The sequence below is a fragment of the Streptomyces sp. NPDC020917 genome (assembly GCF_044333795.1).
Classification (GTDB): domain Bacteria; phylum Actinomycetota; class Actinomycetes; order Streptomycetales; family Streptomycetaceae; genus Actinacidiphila.
This window is the reverse complement of record NZ_JBIRRR010000017.1, coordinates 89,743-106,589: the sequence shown is the minus strand read 5'-3', so window position 1 is coordinate 106,589 and position 16,847 is coordinate 89,743. Positions and strand designations below refer to the sequence as shown.

13 protein-coding genes are annotated in these 16,847 nt (G+C 73.6%); 6 read left to right on the top strand and 7 right to left on the bottom strand.

The window, feature by feature from the left end; all coding sequences use genetic code 11:
• The first annotated feature begins 109 nt into the window (after window positions 1-109).
• Window positions 110-562 (top strand): MarR family winged helix-turn-helix transcriptional regulator, encoded by a 453-nt coding sequence (locus ACH4TG_RS29855; protein ID WP_398245668.1) that lies wholly within the window; start codon window positions 110-112, stop codon window positions 560-562.
• 24 nt (window positions 563-586) lie between these two features.
• Here ACH4TG_RS29855 and ACH4TG_RS29850 read toward each other — a convergent pair whose 3' ends face one another.
• Entirely contained in the window at window positions 587-1,324 is a 738-nt protein-coding gene (locus ACH4TG_RS29850) for a FadR/GntR family transcriptional regulator (RefSeq protein WP_398245667.1), read from the bottom strand.
• Between the two features lie 157 nt (window positions 1,325-1,481).
• Between ACH4TG_RS29850 and ACH4TG_RS29845 the strand changes: the two genes are divergently transcribed.
• A complete protein-coding gene (locus ACH4TG_RS29845) occupies window positions 1,482-2,012 on the top strand; it encodes a gluconokinase (RefSeq protein WP_398245665.1) in 531 nt (176 codons plus the stop codon).
• A gap of 118 nt (window positions 2,013-2,130) precedes the next feature.
• Window positions 2,131-3,528 (top strand): gluconate:H+ symporter, encoded by a 1,398-nt coding sequence (locus ACH4TG_RS29840; RefSeq protein WP_398245664.1) that lies wholly within the window; start codon window positions 2,131-2,133, stop codon window positions 3,526-3,528.
• A 114-nt stretch (window positions 3,529-3,642) separates the two neighbouring features.
• Here ACH4TG_RS29840 and ACH4TG_RS29835 read toward each other — a convergent pair whose 3' ends face one another.
• Window positions 3,643-4,983 carry a glucarate dehydratase family protein gene (locus ACH4TG_RS29835; protein ID WP_398245663.1) on the bottom strand — a complete coding sequence of 447 codons (1,341 nt, stop codon included), beginning with the start codon at window positions 4,981-4,983 and terminating at the stop codon, window positions 3,643-3,645.
• Window positions 4,984-5,105: 122 nt separating this feature from the next.
• Here ACH4TG_RS29835 and ACH4TG_RS29830 point away from each other — a divergent pair, with 122 nt between their 5' ends.
• Window positions 5,106-6,155: a phosphotransferase family protein gene (locus tag ACH4TG_RS29830; RefSeq protein ID WP_398245662.1), complete on the top strand. Its 1,050-nt coding sequence runs from the start codon at window positions 5,106-5,108 to the stop codon at window positions 6,153-6,155.
• A 5-nt stretch (window positions 6,156-6,160) separates the two neighbouring features.
• On the top strand, window positions 6,161-7,375 hold the full coding sequence (locus ACH4TG_RS29825; protein WP_398245661.1) for an acyl-CoA dehydrogenase family protein: 1,215 nt from the start codon (window positions 6,161-6,163) through the stop codon (window positions 7,373-7,375).
• A 554-nt stretch (window positions 7,376-7,929) separates the two neighbouring features.
• Here ACH4TG_RS29825 and ACH4TG_RS29820 read toward each other — a convergent pair.
• The 4 genes from ACH4TG_RS29820 to ACH4TG_RS29805 form a co-directional block, all read right to left on the bottom strand.
• Window positions 7,930-8,913 carry an NADPH:quinone oxidoreductase family protein gene (locus ACH4TG_RS29820; protein WP_398245659.1) on the bottom strand — a complete coding sequence of 328 codons (984 nt, stop codon included), beginning with the start codon at window positions 8,911-8,913 and terminating at the stop codon, window positions 7,930-7,932.
• 19 nt (window positions 8,914-8,932) lie between these two features.
• On the bottom strand, window positions 8,933-9,556 hold the full coding sequence (locus ACH4TG_RS29815) for a TetR/AcrR family transcriptional regulator (RefSeq protein WP_398245658.1): 624 nt from the start codon (window positions 9,554-9,556) through the stop codon (window positions 8,933-8,935).
• A gap of 62 nt (window positions 9,557-9,618) precedes the next feature.
• Complete coding sequence (locus ACH4TG_RS29810) at window positions 9,619-11,271, bottom strand: AMP-binding protein (RefSeq protein WP_398245657.1); 1,653 nt, start codon at window positions 11,269-11,271, stop codon at window positions 9,619-9,621.
• Complete coding sequence (locus tag ACH4TG_RS29805; RefSeq protein WP_398245764.1) at window positions 11,268-12,116, bottom strand: SDR family oxidoreductase; 849 nt, start codon at window positions 12,114-12,116, stop codon at window positions 11,268-11,270. Before ACH4TG_RS29805 ends, ACH4TG_RS29810 begins: the two co-directional genes overlap by 4 nt.
• A 398-nt stretch (window positions 12,117-12,514) precedes the next feature.
• Here ACH4TG_RS29805 and ACH4TG_RS29800 point away from each other — a divergent pair, with 398 nt between their 5' ends.
• Window positions 12,515-13,873: a serine-threonine protein kinase gene (locus ACH4TG_RS29800; protein ID WP_398245763.1), complete on the top strand. Its 1,359-nt coding sequence runs from the start codon at window positions 12,515-12,517 to the stop codon at window positions 13,871-13,873.
• Window positions 13,874-13,965: 92 nt separating this feature from the next.
• On the opposite strand, the gene ACH4TG_RS29795 is transcribed toward ACH4TG_RS29800, so the two are convergent.
• On the bottom strand, window positions 13,966-16,716 hold the full coding sequence (locus tag ACH4TG_RS29795) for a penicillin acylase family protein (protein WP_398245656.1): 2,751 nt from the start codon (window positions 16,714-16,716) through the stop codon (window positions 13,966-13,968).
• Window positions 16,717-16,847 lie beyond the last annotated feature (131 nt).

Sequence of the window (16,847 nt, the reverse complement as noted above, 5' to 3'; positions counted from 1 at the left end):
ATACTTGAGGTTGCCAAGTAAATGACGAGGGTTGACGGTAGACCTCAATAGTCAAGGACGTCAAGCGAATGATTGATGGCCTGAAGCTTCCGCCGGTACGCTGGGGCGCATGAACGCCACGGTAGGGATCCCGGCACCACCGCCCGCGGCACCCGCGAGCCACGACCTGCTGGAGTCCCTCGCGGTCCTCGCGGGCGCCCAGTGGCGGGACTTCCAGGCGGCGGCCGCCCACGAGGGCCTCACCTCGATGCAGGCCAAGCTGCTCGGCCAGCTGGTCCGGCCGCTGCCGATGCGCGAGCTGGCGGCCCTGCTCGGCTGTGACGCGTCGAACGTCACCGGCATCGTCGACCGGCTGGAGGCCCAGGGCCTCGCCCGCCGCGAGCCGGATCCGCACGACCGGCGGGTGAAGCGGGTGATCGCCACGCCCGAGGGCCAGGAGACGGTGCGCCGGGTCCGCGCGGAGATGCACGCCATGCACCGCGCGCTGGACACCCTCGACCCGGCCGAGCGCAGCGCCCTGTTCGCGCTGGTGGAGAAGATGCGCCCGGCCCTCGACGGCTGACCGGCGCTCCCCCGCGGCCGGCCGCTACGGCGCCAGGATGTCGAGTTCGCGCAGCGCGCCGACGCAGATCTCGCGCATGAGGGACTCCGCGGCGACGGCGTCGCGCGCCCGGACCGCCTCGGCGACCCGCACGTGCAGGGTGACCGCCTCCGGGTCGGGCGCGGTGAACATCACATGGTGCTCGGTGCGGCCCGTCAGCACCTCGGCGACCACGTCCCCGAGGCGGGCGAACATCTCGTTGCCGGAGGCTTCGAGCACCACCCGGTGGAAGGCGATGTCGTGCACGAGGTAGGCGTCGAGGTCGGCCGCGCGCCCGGCGGCCGCCATCTCCGCCGCGAGGACGGTGAGTTCGCGGCACTGCCCGGGGGTGGCCGCGTCCGCGGCGAGCCCGGCCGCGACCGGCTCGACCGCGGTCCGCAGCGTGGTCAGCGACCTCAGCTGGCGTGACCGGTCGGCCCCCGCCAGCCGCCAGCGGATGACGGCCGGGTCGAAGACGTTCCACTCCTCGGTGCGCAGGACCGTGACGCCCACCCTGCGGCGCGTCTCCACCAGGTGCATCGCCTCCAGCACCCGGACGACCTCGCGGACGACGGTCCGCGAGACGCCGTAGCGCGACTCCAGCTCGTCGATGCGCAGCACGGTGCCGGGCGGGTGCTCGCCCGAGGCGATGGCCGGCCCGAGTTCGGCCAGTACGCGGGAGTGCAGGCCGTTGCCGGCCTCGTCCCGTTCCCGGGGGTCGCGCGGGGATCCCTGCTGAGGCATGGGCCAAGCCTAGATGCCGACCCGTCAGCAGAGTCATATGACTATTAGGTCACAGCCTCTTGAATAAGTAGTACCTATGAGGTTCAGTGGTCGCCACACCGCCGGACGGGGCCGCCTGACCACCGCCCGGCGGTCGTTGACGAGGAGGTAGGAAGCAATGACGGCCGCCGCACCCGCGCCGCAGCCCGTGATCGTCGTCATGGGCGTCTCCGGTTCCGGCAAGTCCACGGTCGGCGGCCTGCTGGCGGAGCGCCTCGGGGTCCCCTACGCCGAGGCCGACGACTTCCATCCGCCGGCCAACATCGCCAAGATGTCGGCCGGCCACCCGCTGGACGACACCGACCGGGCGCCCTGGCTCGACGCCATCGCGGAGTGGATCGCCGCACGCGGCGGCAGCGGCGGCGTCGTCAGCTGCTCGGCGCTGCGCCGCCGCTACCGCGACCGGCTGCGCGCCGCCGCCCCCGATCTGTTCTTCCTCCACCTGGACGGCCCGCCGGAGCTCATCGCCTCCCGGCTGGCCGCCCGCATGCAGCACTTCATGCCGTCGGGGCTGCTCGCCTCGCAGTTCGAGGCGCTGGAGCCGCTGGAGGCCGGCGAGGCCGGGGCCGTGGTGCCCATCACCGGCGGCCCGCAGGAGATCGCCGACCGGGCGCTCGCCGCGCTGCCGGGCCGCACCGCGCCCGCCTGAGCCCCGGGCGCCCGGGCGCCCCGGCCCGGCACGTCCCGCCCTCTCGTCTCCCCCTGTGTCACGGCCCGATCCGGGCCCCGCTCAAGTACCGCCTGTTCCCGTCCCCTTGGAGTAACCCGTGTCCGCACTCAGCGTCGAGCTGCTGGCCGCCGCCGCCCCGCCCCCGATCGCCGACTCCGGCCACACCCGGCTCGCGCTGGCCGCGCTGGCCGGCATCGCCGTCATCGTGCTGCTGATCACCCGCTGGAGGATGCACGCCTTCCTGGCCCTGACCATCGGGTCCGGGGTGCTCGGCGTGGCCGCCGGCGCGTCGCTCGCCGACACCGTCACCAGCTTCACGACCGGCCTCGGCTCGACCGTGGCCGGCGTCGGCACGCTGATCGCGCTCGGCGCCATCCTCGGCAAGATGCTCGCCGACTCCGGCGGCGCCGACCAGATCGTGGACACCATCCTGGCCAGGACCGGCCCCAAGCGGCTGCCGTGGGCGATGGCGCTGATCGCCGGCCTGATCGGGCTGCCGCTGTTCTTCGAGGTCGGCATCGTGCTGCTGATCCCGGTGGTGCTGCTGGTGGCCCGGCGCAGCGGCCAGTCGCTGGTGCGGATCGGCATCCCGGCGCTGGCCGGCCTGTCGGTGATGCACGGGCTGGTGCCGCCGCACCCCGGCCCGCTGGCCGCCATCGACGCGATCCACGCCGACCTCGGCACCACGCTGGCCCTCGGCGTGCTGGTGGCCCTGCCGACGCTGGCGATCGCCGGACCGCTGTTCGGCCGGTTCGCGTCCGGCTGGGTGGACGTCACCCCGCCGGACCGGATGACCCCGGCCCGCCCGTCCGACGACCTGGACCGGCGGCCGAGCTTCGCGGCGACCGTGGGCACGATGCTGCTGCCGGTGGTCCTGATGCTCTCCAAGGCGCTGGCCGACGTCATCGTGGACGACAAGTCGAACCTGGCCTACCGGGTGTTCGACGTGATCGGCACCCCGCTGATCGCGCTGCTCGCGGCCGTCGTGGTGGGCATGTTCACGCTGGGCCGGGCCGCCGGCTTCTCCAAGGAGCGCATCTCCGCCACCGTCGACTCCTCGCTGGGGCCCATCGCCGGCATCCTGCTGATCGTCGGTGCGGGCGGCGGCTTCAAGCAGACCCTGATCGACTGCGGCGTCGGCACGATGATCCTCGACTGGTCGCACGGCTGGCACATATCGGCGCTGCTGCTCGGCTGGCTGATCGCGGTGCTGATCCGGGTCGCCACCGGATCGGCGACCGTGGCGATCATCTCCGCGTCCGGCCTGGTGGCCCCGCTCGCCGCGACCATGTCCGGCACCCACACCGCGCTGCTGGTGCTGGCGGTCGGCGCAGGTTCGCTGTTCTTCTCGCACGTCAACGACGCGGGCTTCTGGCTGGTCAAGGAGTACTTCGGGATGGACATCCCGCAGACGCTGAAGACCTGGTCGGTGATGGAGACGGTGATCTCGGTGGTCGCCCTCGGCTTCGTGATGCTGCTGTCGCTGGTGCTGTGACCCTTCCGGGGATGCCCACCGCGGGCGTCCCCGGAACGCGGCGGGCGGGCGGCGACCGTGCAGGACACGGTCGCCGCCGCCCGTCGTGTCAGGGCAGGCCGGGGGCCCTTCGACTCACCAGCGCGGCACCGGCGGGGCCTGCCAGCCGGGGTCGGCCTTGCGCATGGCGGCGGCATCGTCGCGGTCGCGCATGGTGCCGTCGTCGTCCAGCCAGCGCCGGTGCAGCGCCCGCAGCGCGGTGCGGTCCAGCTCGACGCCGAGGCCGGGGCGGTCGGAGACCGCGAGCGCGCCGCTGTGGAAGGCGTGCCGCTCGGTGATGACGTCCTCGACCTGCCACGGGTAGTGCGTGTCGCAGGCGAAGTCGAGGTTCGGCACGGTCGCCGCGACGTGCGTCATGGCCGCCAGGCTGATGCCCAGGTGGGTGTTGGAGTGCATGGACAGGCCCACGCCGAACGCCCGGCAGATCGCCGCGAGTTGCTGGGTCCTGCGCAGCCCGCCCCAGTAGTGGTGGTCGGAGAGCACCACCTGCACGGCACCGCGCCGGAACGCCTCCCGGATCTCCGGGACCGTCGTCACGCACATGTTGGTGGCCAGGGGCACGTCCGTGCCGGCCGCCACCTGCGCCATCCGCTCGGTGGTGCTGGCCGGGTCCTCCAGGTACTCCAGCACGCCGGCCAGCTCGCGGGCAACGGTCAGCGAGGTCTCCACCGACCAGGCGCCGTTGGGGTCCAGGCGCAGCGGCTGCCCGGGGAACGCCTCGGCCAGCGCGCGGATCGCGGCGATCTCCTCCTCGGGCGGGAAGACGCCGCCCTTGAGCTTGAACGAGCCGAAGCCGTAGCGGTCGGCGAAGCGGCGGGCCTGGGCGACCACGCCCGCCGGGTCGAGGGCGGCGCCCCAGTCGTCGGGCTCGCCCTGGCCCTGCGGGTGCTCGGCGTACCGGTAGAAGAGATAGGCACTGTAGTCGACGGCGTCGCGGACCCGGCCGCCGAGCAGGGCGTGCACCGGCAGGCCGGTCGCCTTGCCGAGCGCGTCCAGGCAGGCCACCTCGAAACCGGAGATGACCGACAGCCGCAGCTTGTCCGCGGTCTGCACGCCGCGCAGCCCGCCCACGTCGACCGAGTCCGACACCTCGGCCGGCTCGCCGCACACCTGCTCGGCGAGGGTGAACAGCCCGTTCAGGTCGCTGACCTGGTGCCCCGGCAGGGCCTTGGCCAGCGGCGCGGCGAGGTCGAGGTAGCGCGTGTCGCCGTACGTCTCACCGATCCCGGTGGTCCCGTCGGCGGTGACGACCTCGACGATGAGCCGCGGGGTGTACGGCTGGTGGACGCCCTGGGTGTTGAGCAGCGGCGGGTCGGCGATCAGGATGGGGGTGAGCCGCACCTCGGCGACGGTGAGCGCGCCGGACGCGGCCGGCGGAGCCGCAGGTGGTGCGGTCGAAGCCGATTCCGTCTTCATATGTGAATTAGGTTCACCCATAAGTCCAGAGAGTAGGCGGGGTGCCCCTCGGCCGTCAACGCGCCGGGCGCGCCCCGCCGGGGGAACTGGACGGCATACCGACCAGTCGGTACGATTTCCGCATGAGCGATACCGACACCCCGCGGGGTCTGGACCTGGGCCGGCTGCGACAGCACCTCGACCGCGAACGGCCCGGCCTGGTGTCCGGCGAGCTGCGGGCCGGGCGCATCGAGGGCGGCCGGTCCAACCTCACCTACCGTGTCACCGACGGCGTCACGGACTGGGTGGTCAGACGCCCCCCGCTCGGCCATGTGCTGGCCACCGCGCACGACATGGCCCGCGAGCACACGGTGATCAGCGCCCTCGCCCCGACGCCGGTGCCGGTGCCGGGCACGCTGCTGCTCTGCGAGGACCCCGAGGTGATCGGCGCCCCCTTCTACGTCATGGAGTGCGTGCCCGGCACGCCCTACCGCACCGAGCGGCAGCTGGCGGCCCTCGGCCCGGAGCGCACCCGGGACGTCGCCTTCACCCTCGTCGACACCCTGGTCGACCTGCACGCCGTGGACCCCGCCGAGGTCGGGCTCGCGGACTTCGGCCGGCCCGAGGGCTTCCTCGACCGGCAGCTGCGCCGCTGGGGCAAGCAGCTGGACGCCTCCCGCAGCCGCGACCTGCCGGGCATCGACGAGCTGCACGCCGCGCTCGGGCGGGCCATGCCGGTCTCCCCCGCGCCGGCGATCGTGCACGGCGACTACCGCCTGGACAACGTCCTGTTCGACGAGGGCGACCGGCTGACCGCCGTACTGGACTGGGAGATGTCCACCCTCGGCGACCCGCTCACCGACGTCGGCCTGCTCGTGATGTACGGCGAGCAGCACGACATCCCGGACTTCCCCGTCCCCACCCCCAGCGGCGCGCCCGGCCACCCGAGCCCCGCGGAGGTCGTCGAGCGCTACGCCCGGCGCTCCGGCCGGGACGTGTCCGCCGTCGACTGGTACACCTCCTTCGCCTACTTCAAGCTCGCCGTGATCCTCGAGGGCATCCACTACCGCTGGACCCTCGGCCAGACGCTCGGGCCCGGCTTCGACCGGATCGGCGCCGTCGTCCCGGTCTTCATCGACCGCGGCCTGCGCAAACTCCAGGACGTCCGACCGCAGCACCCGCAGGAGGGCTGACCGCCATGGACTTCGACTTCGACCGCACGACCGTGGAGCTGCAGGAGCGGCTGCGCGCGTTCCTGGACGAGCACGTGTACCCCGCGGAGGCGGTCTTCGACGCGCAGCGCGAGGAGGCCACCGGCGACGCGCGCTGGGGCGCCCCGCCGGTGGTCGAGGAGCTCAAGGCCGAGGCCCGCCGGCAGGGCCTGTGGAACCTCTTCCTCCCCGGCGAGCACGGCGCCGGGCTGACGAACCTCCAGTACGCGCCGCTGGCCGAACTCACCGGCCGCAGCCCGCACCTGGCCCCGCCCGCCCTCAACTGCGCGGCCCCGGACACCGGGAACATGGAGGTGCTCGCCGAGTTCGGCACGCCCGCCCAGCGCAAGGAGTGGCTGGAGCCGCTGCTGGCCGGCGAGATCAGGTCGGCGTTCGCCATGACCGAGCCGGACGTCGCCTCCTCGGACGCGACCAACATCGCGACCCGCATCCGGCGCGACGGCGACTCCTACGTCATCAACGGCCGCAAGTGGTACATCTCCGGGGCGATGAACCCCAAGTGCGCGGTGTTCATCGTGATGGGCAAGACCGATCCGGACGCCGAACGGCACCGCCAGCAGAGCCAGATCCTCGTCCCCCGGGACACCCCGGGGCTCGAAGTACGGCGCGGCATGCGGGTGTTCGGCTACGACGACGGCGACCACGGCGGTCACGCCGAGGTGGTCTTCCACGACGTGCGGGTCCCCGCGGAGAACCTCATCGGCGAGGAGGGCGGCGGGTTCGCCATCGCCCAGGCCCGGTTGGGCCCGGGCCGCATCCACCACTGCATGCGGCTGATCGGCATGGCCGAGCGGGCCCTGGAGCTGATGTGCCGCCGGGTCACGGCACGGACCGCGTTCGGCAAGCCGCTGGCCGCGCAGGGCGTGGTCCAGGAGTGGATCGCCGAATCACGCGTGGAGATCGAGCAGTTGCGGCTGCTCGTCCTCAAGACGGCCTGGCTGATGGACACGGTGGGCAACCAGGGGGCACACACGGAGATCCAGGCGATCAAGATCGCGACGCCGGCGGGGGTGCAGCGGATCGTGGACCGGGCGATCCAGGCGCACGGCGCGGGTGGGGTGGGCCAGGACTTCCCCCTGGCCCACCTGTGGGCCGCGGCCCGCACCCTGCGGCTCGCCGACGGCCCCGACGAGGTCCACAAGCGTTCGCTCGCTCGGCGCGAGCTCCGCTCCCACGCCTGACGGCTCCCCCCCCGACCCAGGGTTCGCCCTCCCCGGGCCGGGGTTCGCCCTCCCCGGGCCGGGGTTGCCCCTCCCCGCGCTCCTGGGAGCATCGCCCCTCCGGGGCGGGGGTCCGGGGTGCCCCCGGGCCTACGTTGCCGGGTGCCGCGCCGCTGTGGCTTGTCGCGCTGGGGGTACCTCCCAGGCGAAGCGCTGGGGGACCCCGCGCCCCTATGGGTGACCCCCGTCCGCATTCTTCCCGCAGACGGGGGGCGGCCCCGACCCCACCCACCGAACGTGCACCGCCAGGGGCGCGGGGAACTGCGCGACCAGCCAGCGCGGCGCCGCACTCCGCCAACCGCCCCGAAGGGGCAGTTCGGTCCGTCCCGGACCACCGGCCGGCGGTGGGCTGAGCGCGCTGGGGGCACCTCCCAGGCGCAGCCCTGGGGGACCCCGCGCCCCTGATGGTTGCCCTTTGTCCGTTCACGGGTGGATGCAGCCCGCAGGGCAGAGGGCCGACCGTTCACGGGGGAACGCCGTCCGTTCGGGGGTGGGACCAGCCCGGAGGGAGGGGATCAGGGGGTGAGGACGAGGCGGCCGATGGAGCGACCATCGGCAACCCGCTGAACAGCCCCGGCAGCGCCGGAGAAGGGAACCCTCTCACTGACGAGAGGCCGCACCAGCCCCTCGCCCGCCAGCCTGCACAGTTCGTCGTGGGCGTGGCCCACAGCCACCGGGTCGTGGCTGTTGTAGAGCCCCCAGTGCAACCCGAGAATCGAGTAGTTCTTCACCAGCGCATGGTTGAGCCCGGGCGCGGGAATCGTCCCGCCGGCGAACCCGACGACCACGATCCGCCCCTCGAAGGCGACGCACTTGGTGGAGCGGGTGTACGCCTCGCCGCCCACCGGGTCGTACACGACGTTCGCGCCCCGCCCCGAGGTCGCCTCCTTGACGACCGGCACGAAGTCCTCGCGGTGGCGGTCCACCACGATGTCCGCGCCCAGTTCCCGCGCCGCCTCGGCCTTCTCGGGCCCGCCGACCACGCCGATGACCGTCGCCCCGGCGGCCTTGCCGAGCTGGACGGCGGCACTGCCGACCCCGCCGGCCGCGGCATGCACCAGCAGCGTCTCGCCGGGCCGCAGCCCGGCCCTGCGGTGCAGCCCGAACCAGCCGGTCTGGTAGCCGATGTGGAGGGCCGCGGCCTCCGCGTCGTCGAGCGCCTCGGGAGCCGGCAGCACGCCGGCTGCGGGCACCACGGCGTACTCGGCGAACGCGCCGCCGGGCAGCGCGGCCGGGCTGATCACCCGGGTCCCGGTGTCCAGGCCGGTGACCCCGTCACCGAGTGCGGCGACCTCCCCGCACAGCTCCACGCCCGGCGTGAACGGCAGCGGCGGCCGCACCTGGTACTCGCCGCGGCACAGCATGGCGTCGGGGAAGTTCACGTTGGCGGCGCGGACCCGCAGCAGCACCTGTCCCGGTCCCGGCTCGGGGGTCGGGATGTCGTCGAGGCGCATCACCTCGCGCGGCTCCCCGTTCTCGTGCACGCGCCATGCCTTCACGTCGGAACTCCCAGGAGGTTCAGGGCTGTTGCACCGAGTGCAGCAGCAGGTCGGAGAACTCGGAGGCGACCTGTTCCGCGGACAGCGGGCCGTCCGCGTGGTACCAGGTGCCGAGGTGGTGCACCGAGCCGAAGAAGAAGTCCACGACGAGGTCGGCCCGCAGCTCCGGCCGGAACTGGCCGTCGCGCTGCCCCTCCTCGATCAGCGAGCGGAACGTCTCGTGGTAGCGGCGGCGTTCGGCCCGCACCGCCTTCTGCTTCTCCGGGCTGAGCTGGTGCATGGAACGGAAGAAGATCTTGGTGTCGTCCAGGTTCTGGATGCTGGTGACCACCACGTCCGCGGCGGCCTCGGCGAGCCGGCCGCGCACGTCGGTGCCGCGCCCGGCGATCGCGTCCAGGCGCTCGGTCTGCAGCCGCAGCACCCGCCCGTAGATCTCGTGCAGCAGGTCGTCCTTGGAGCCGAAGTAGTGGTAGAGGGCGCCCTTGGTGACGCCGGCCGCCTCGACGATCTCCTGCACGGAGGTGCGGTCGTAACCGCGCTCGGCGAAGAGCCGGGTCGCCTCGGCGAGCAGCCGCTCGGGGACGGCGGCGCCGGCGCCGGCCCCCGTCGTACCGCTGCTCCCGCCCGTCGCGCTGCGTGCCATGGCCTGCCCTCTCTTCCTGCCCGCCGGTTCCGTGCCCGCCGGCGTTCCGACCGGTATGGACCCTATCCGGCCGTCGTCCTCAGTTCGCGTCGGAGGATCTTGCCGGTCGCGGTCTTCGGCAGCTCGCCGAGCACCTCGACCTCCCGCGGGTACTTGTAGGCGGCGAGCCGCTCCCTGCAGTACGCCACGATCGCCGCCGGGTCCGCGTCGGCCCCGGGCCGCAGGCTCACGTACGCCTTGACCGTCTCGCCGCGGTACGCGTCGGGGACGCCGACGACCGCGGCCTCGCGTATCGCCGGGTGGGTGTAGAGGACGTCCTCGACCTCGCGCGGCCACACCTTGAAGCCGGACGCGTTGATCATGTCCTTCTTGCGGTCCACGACGTAGAGCCAGCCGTCCTCGTCCATGAACCCGACGTCGCCGGTGAGCAGTTCACCGCCGGGCAGCGCGGCCCGCGACTCCTCGGGGCGGTTCCAGTAGCCGGGCACGACCATCGGCCCGCTGACCGCGATCTCGCCCGGGGTGCCGAAGGGCACCTCGGTGCCCGCGTCGTCGAGGATGCGGACCATGGTGCCGGGGCCGGGCACGCCGACGGCCAGGGTGCCCGAGTCCGGGTCGACGGGGGCCTCGCTGCCCGGCGGGACGCTGGCGCACGGCGCGGTGCACTCGGTGAGCCCGTAGCCGTTGGCCAGGTACAGCCCGCCGGTGCGGGCCCGGAACGCCTCCACGACCGCCGGCGGCAGCGGGGCGCCGCCCGAGGAGATCAGCCGGAACGACGCGAAGTCAGCGGCGGCCGCGTCGGGCCTGGCGAGCAGCGCCATGAAAGCGGTGGACGGGCCGACGGTGTAGGCGGGCCGGTACTCGCGGAAGGCGTCCAGCACCACGCCGGGCTCGAAGCGGTACGTCAGCGCCAGGGTGTGGCCGCCCACCAGGGCCGCGGACAGCTGGCAGACCATCCCGGTGATGTGGAACAGCGGCGCCAGCGCGAAGACCACCGCGTCCTCGCCCAGCTCCTGGACCCGCACCTGGCGGTGGGCGTTGAAGGAGAGGTTGCCGTGGGTGTTGAGCGCGCCCTTGGGCCGCCCGCTGGTCCCCGAGGTGTAGCTGATCAGCGCGGTGTCGCCGGCGGCGGGCGGCGCGACCGCGAGTTCCGGGCCGCCCGCGCGTGCGGCGGCCAGCAGGTCCTCGGCGTCGTCGGCGGGCCGGCGCACGCCGGTCAGCACCCGCGGGTCGTCGCGGGTCTGCAGGTCGAACTCGCTCGCCGTCAGCGCGATCCGCACCGGCGAGCCGGCCGCGGTGTCGCGCACGTAGCCGTCCCAGGCGGCCTCCGAGCAGACGATCGCCGCGGCGCCGGCGTCGTCGAGGATGTGCGCCAGCTCGCCCTGCTTGTACATCGGGTTGACCGGGACGACGGCGCCGCCGGCCCGCCAGGCGGCGAACAGGGCGACGACGAACTGCGGCACGTTCTGCAGCATCACCGCGAGCCGGTCGCCGGGGGCGAAGCCGCGCGCGGCGAGGCGCCGGGCCAGACCGTCGGAGAGGGTGTCGAGGTCCCGGTAGGTCAGGGCGCCGTCGAAATAGCGCAGGGCGGGGTGGTCGGGGATCTGCTCTGCGGCGGCGAGGAAGCCGCGCAGGACGGACGGCGGGTGCTCGACGTCCTTCCGCTGCTCCTCGGTGAAGTGCCGGAGCCAGGGCCGGTCCGCGGAGGTGGTCATGCCTGCCGCCCTCCCTCGCCGCCGGTGGTGCCGGTGGTCGTGCCGGCGCCGGAACGGCCACCGGCACCACCGGCGGCCTGCTGCGCCAGCAGCCCCTCGTAACTGCGCTGCAGCTTGTTCATGCCGCGGAGCCAGCGTTCCGGTTCCGCGGCGCGGGCCGCGGAGTACCCGGCGACCTCGGGGTGCGGCAGGATCAGGAAGCGGTCGTCCGCGATGCCCCGCATGACGGCCTCGGCGACATCCTCGGGCTCGATGGCCCCCGGGGTCAGCACCAGGTCGCCTGCGGGGCCGGTGGAGCGCAGCATCGCGGTGCGCACGCCCTGCGGGCACACCGCGTGCACCCGCACCCCGCGGTGGCGGTAGGTCAGCGACAGCCACTCGGCGAAGGCGAGCGCGCCGTGCTTGGTCACCGAGTAGGGCGCGGCGCCGATCATGGTGAGCAGTCCGGCCGCGGAGACGGTGGACACGAAGCGGCCCCGGCCGCGCTCCAGCCACTCCGGCAGCAGCGCCCGGGCGGCGCGCACGTGCGCCATCACGTTGACGTCCCAGGCCAGTTCCCATGCGGCGTCGTCGGCTTCGGGGCCGCCGCCGGTGCCGACCCCGGCGTTGGCGCAGAACACGTCGATGCCGCCGCCGAGCGCGGTGCGGGCGGCGGGCACGATGCCGGACGCGTCGCCGGCCACCACCGCGGCGCCGATCTCGTCGGCCACCTTGCGGGCGGCGTCCGCGTCGAGGTCGTTGACGACGACCCGGGCGCCCTCGGCGGCGAATCGGCGGGCGAGTGCGGCTCCGATGCCGCCGCCCGCCCCGGTGACGACCACCCGGGCGTCCCGCAGCGCTTCCACGACCACGACGTGTCTCCTTCGACTCGGCGTCCGTTCCGGGCGGCCGGCACGCGCCTCCGGGTCGGCCGCGGGGCGTTCCCGGAGCGGCTCGCGCGAGGTGCACGGTTCCGCCTACGCCCGCATACTAAGCGGTCGGTCAATCTGGCGGAAGGGCCGGAATCCGCAGCGCGGCCCAGCCGGTGCACGCGGTGCGCCCAGGGAACCACGCCGCCGAGCCGCGCCCCGAACCCGCACCGCCGCGCCTCCCGTGACGTAGCTGCTGCGTATTCACCTACCCGGGGGATGGACGCGAACCCGGCCCTTGAGGATGATGCGCGCAGAGCGGACAATCGCGGCGCTCCGGTGGGGGGCGCGGCGCGTTTCGAGGGGGAACCGTGGCTGTGGACGCCGAGGCCGGCATGTCGGGCGTGACGAGGGTGACCAGCGTGCAGCCGTACTGGGACGTGACCTTCGACGCGGACGGCGATCCCGATCCCGCGCAGCGCGACGCGCTGCTCGCCGGTGCCCGCGCCCTCACCGACCTGGTCGTGTTCTCGCACGGCTGGAACAACGACCTGTCCACCGCCAACGCCCTCTACGACCGCTTCTACGCGCCCTTCCCGGGACTGGTCGCCGCGGCTCCCAAGGCCCGGTTCGGCTACGCGGGGGTGCACTGGCCGTCGATGCGGTTCAGCGACGAGCCGATCCCGGACTTCCCGCACACCGCCGTCGCTTCGCTCGCCGCCCCCGCACCGGGCGCCCCGGACGGGCCGGCCGCGGCAGCGGGGGCCGGCCCGGGCCTGGACCCGGGCACGCGGGCGGCGCTGGCCGCCGTCTTCCCCGGCAGTGACGCCCTGATCGCGCGGATCGCGGAACTGCTCGCCGAGCGGCCCCCGGAGCCCGAGCGGCTGGCCGAGTTCGCCGCGGCGGTACGGCAGTTGACGGGTACGGCGGCGCCCGCGGGCACGGCGGCCGCCGCCCAGGACATGGCGTCCGACGGCGCGGCGGCCGCACCGCAGCTGCTGGCCGGCGATCCGGCCGCGATGTGCGATCTGCTGGCCGACGCGCTCGATCAGGCCGGCTGCCCGGTCGCCCCTGCGCAGGGCGAGGCGATCCTGGGCGGGCTGGGCAAGCGGGTGTGGGACGGCGCGAAGGAACTGCTGCGGCAGGCGACGTACTACGCGATGAAGCGCCGAGCGGGCACCGTCGGCGAGCAGGGACTCGGCGCGTTCCTGGGGCAGTTGGCCGCGGCGGCGCCCGGGGTGCGGGTGCACCTGGTGGGGCACAGCTTCGGGGCGCGGCTGGTGTCCTTCGCGCTGCGCGGGCTGCCCCCGGGTGTGCGGGTCGGTTCGGTGACGTTGCTCCAGGGCGCCTTCTCGCACTACGCCTTCAGCGGACCGCTGCCCTTCGACGCCCGTGGCGGCGCGCTGCACGGGATGCAGCAGCGCGTCACCGGGCCGCTGGTGGCCGCCCACTCCAGCCACGACCAGGCCCTCGGGGTGTTCTACCCGCTGGCCTCCCGGATCGCCGGGGAGGACGAGTCGCTGCTGGGCTTCGGCGACCGCTGGGGCGCGATGGGCCACGACGGCTTCCAGGCGCTGGACGGCACTCCGGCGCTGACGCTGGCCGCCGCGCTGGCCGGGCCGTTCCCCGGCGGCGGCTGCGTGAGCGTGGACGCGTCGGCCGTGGTGTGCTCGGGCGGGCCGCCGTCCGGCGCGCACAGCGACATCTGCCACGAGGAACTGGCACGGCTGGTGCTGCGCGCGTCGAAGGGCTGACGCCCGGGCTGCCGCCGGCCGGGCACCCGGAGGGGATCCGGGCACCCGGCCGGCGCGCTGTCGTCTCCGCCACCGGTCAGGGACCAGACCGGTCAACGGTGTGCGGGGAACTCCACGACCTGCTGGAAGGTGGGCCGGTTCTGCCAGCTGATCCGGTCGTCGGTGACACCGCCGAGCGGCCGCTGCACGATCGAGTCGGCGCACCACTGGTCGCCGGCCGAGCAGCCGCCGTCGTCACCGGGGTAGACGGTGTTCGCCGGGACGGCCGCGGCCTGCTTGAGCGTGGACAGCAGGATGTCGCGGCAGGCGGACAACTGCCCGCCGCCGCAGTACTCCTGGGCGAGCGGACCCTGCACCTGCTTGCCGAGCACCGCGCGCAGGTCCTTGTCCGCGTAGGACCACCAGCCGTACTGGAACGAGCTGCCGGCGTGCGATCCGGTGGGCCCGTGGCCCGCCGACGGCGACTCGTCGACGGCCAGGTCGGCGGTCAGCGCGGTGTACAGGTCGCTGCCCAGGCCGGGCGTGAACTCGCCCTGGATCAGAAGCGGCCACCAGGCGTCCATCACCCGGACCGCGTCCGCGTCGGCGTAGGTGTGCGAACCGGCCGACGTCTCGCGCCGCTTGGCGCCGGCCTGACCCCAGGCGGTCAACTGCTGGACGGCGGTGGCCTCCTGCGGGTCGGTGACCGGGGCGGTGCCGATGATCTGCAGCAGCTCGGGCAGCACGTCCTCGCCGCGCAGGTCGGTGACCGCCGCGTCCTCCATCGCCTTGACCAGGGCCGACCTGGTGACGCCGCCCTGCTGCACGAGGGCCTTGACCCGCGCGTCGAGCAGGTTGCCGCGGTGCACCGAGCCGTCGCCGAAGCCGGCCGCGGTGTAGCCCGGGGCCTGCTTGTTGTTCCAGCTGACGTAGTAGTCCTGGTCGATCGACTGCGGGTGCTGCGAGGACGGCGTGTAGTCAGCGGTGTTGTACGTCGGGTCCCAGCCGCGCCAGTCGTAGGCGGCCTGCGCCCAGACCGGGAACGACGGGTCGACGCCCGGCGCCCGCACCGGGTTGGTGCCGCTGTTGTAGTACGCGGTCTGCCGGGAGTCGGCGTAGAACCAGTTGAAGGTGTAGTTGATGTCCTGCACCGCCCGCTGGAACGAGGCGGCGTCGTGGACGAAGCCGGGGTCGTTCAGCTCCTGGAAGCCGAGGATGGAGTCGGCCTCGTGCCGGTAGGAGCTGCGCAGTTGCGTGTAGGCGACCGCCTTGCCGCCCACCGTGGCCCGGTACTCCACCGGCCCGTACGCCGTGCGCCACACCTGCATGCGGTAGGAGCCGGCCGGCGTGGAGTCGGCGGTCGTGGGCTTCCAGGAGTTGGTCCGCTCCAGCTTCTCCATCGGCACGCAACTGCCGTGGTACAGGTAGTGCGTGGAGTCCTGGCACAGCTCGACCGCGTAGGTGTCGGTGACGTCCTGCGACGCGGACGTCGCGCTCCAGGCGTAGTCCTGGCCGCGGCCGAGTTCGACGTACATGCCCAGGCCCGCGAAGGACGCGCCGCGGGCGCTGATGCCGGGGCCCTGCAGCTCCTGGAGCATCAGCAGCTGCGGCGCGAAGTAGCCGGTCTGCGGGCCGAACACGGCGACCGGATGGCCGCTCGCGGTGTGCGCGCCGCTGACCAGCAGCGCGTTGGACATGCCCTTGCGCGGCGTGGAGAACAGGTTCGACGGGAGCACGCCCTGGCTCTTGGTGGCGGCCTGGGTGGCACCGCCGGTCGCGTCGTAGACCAGGGGCTCGGGCACCACGGAGCCGGGGTCGGGCAGTGCCTCCCCCTGCGGGTTCGCCGGCTTGCCCGCGTACGGGAACGAGCTGCCGTCGTGGACGGTGGAGACCGCCTCGGGGTCGTCGCGTTCCCGGAACGCCTCCCAGACCTTCGTGCCCTGGTCGACGCCGTACTTCTGCTGGGCGGAGAGCAGCGACAGCGCGGACTGCACCTCTCCCCCGCCGCCGGTGCCGAACAGCGCGCCGATCACCGAGGCGAGCGCGATCAGGTCGGTGAGCTGGAACGGCTGGATCGTCCCGGCGTTGGTAATGGCGTCCACGTGCCCGGTGAGCACGTACTCGCCGGGGAAGTACCGGCCGTTCTTGGACGCGGTGATGTAGGCGTTGATGCCGTCGACGTACGCCTGCGCGTCGGCGAGCGCCTGCTGGCCGCGGGCCCCGCCCTGGGTGGACAGCCAGTCGACCTGCGACTGCAGGTCGGCCTCGGTGTAGGGGGCCTGCCGCCAGAACTCCTGCTCCAGGCCGCGGTTGGCGGCCGCGCCGCCGGCGAACGAGGACAGCTCGCCCCGGCCGACGTGCCGGAACAGGTCCATCAGCCACAGCCGGTCCTCACCGGCCGCGTAGCCCGCGCCGAACTCGGTGCCGGAGCGGGTGCTGCCCTGGATGTGGGGGACTCCGGTGGCCTTGTCGCGGGTGATGGTGACGTCCGAGCGCGGGCTCTCCACCGAGGCGACCTGGTTCGAGGGCACTCCGAAGGAGGAGTTGTTGAAGAAGTTCGTGATCGTCGCGTCGGTGAGGTTCTGGTAGCCCGAGGCCAGCGAGGAGTACGGGCCGAGCTGGTCCATGGTGTGGGCGGGACGGGTGCCGAGCACCTTGTTGGCGAGGATGTCGGCGAGGGTGGCGTTGCCGTTCTCGCCGGGCGGCAGGATGTCCGCGCACTGGCTGGCGCAGTAGTCGTTGGTGGGGTCGGCGGCGTGCGCCGCCATTGGCACGGGGGCGACCAGGGTCGCGCCCACTGCCAGGAGGGCGGCCACCGTGGCCGTTCTCAGCGTGCCGATCCGTCGTGGGGTCCGCAGCGGCATGTCTGCTCCTTCCGGATGCCGGTGGGCGGAGGTTACCGCCGGTACAGCGACCCCGGAAGATGAACATACGTCAACTTTTCCCCGGGCCCCTCGCCGCGTCCCGGGGTCTGGCGGTTACCGGCGGGTAGTGC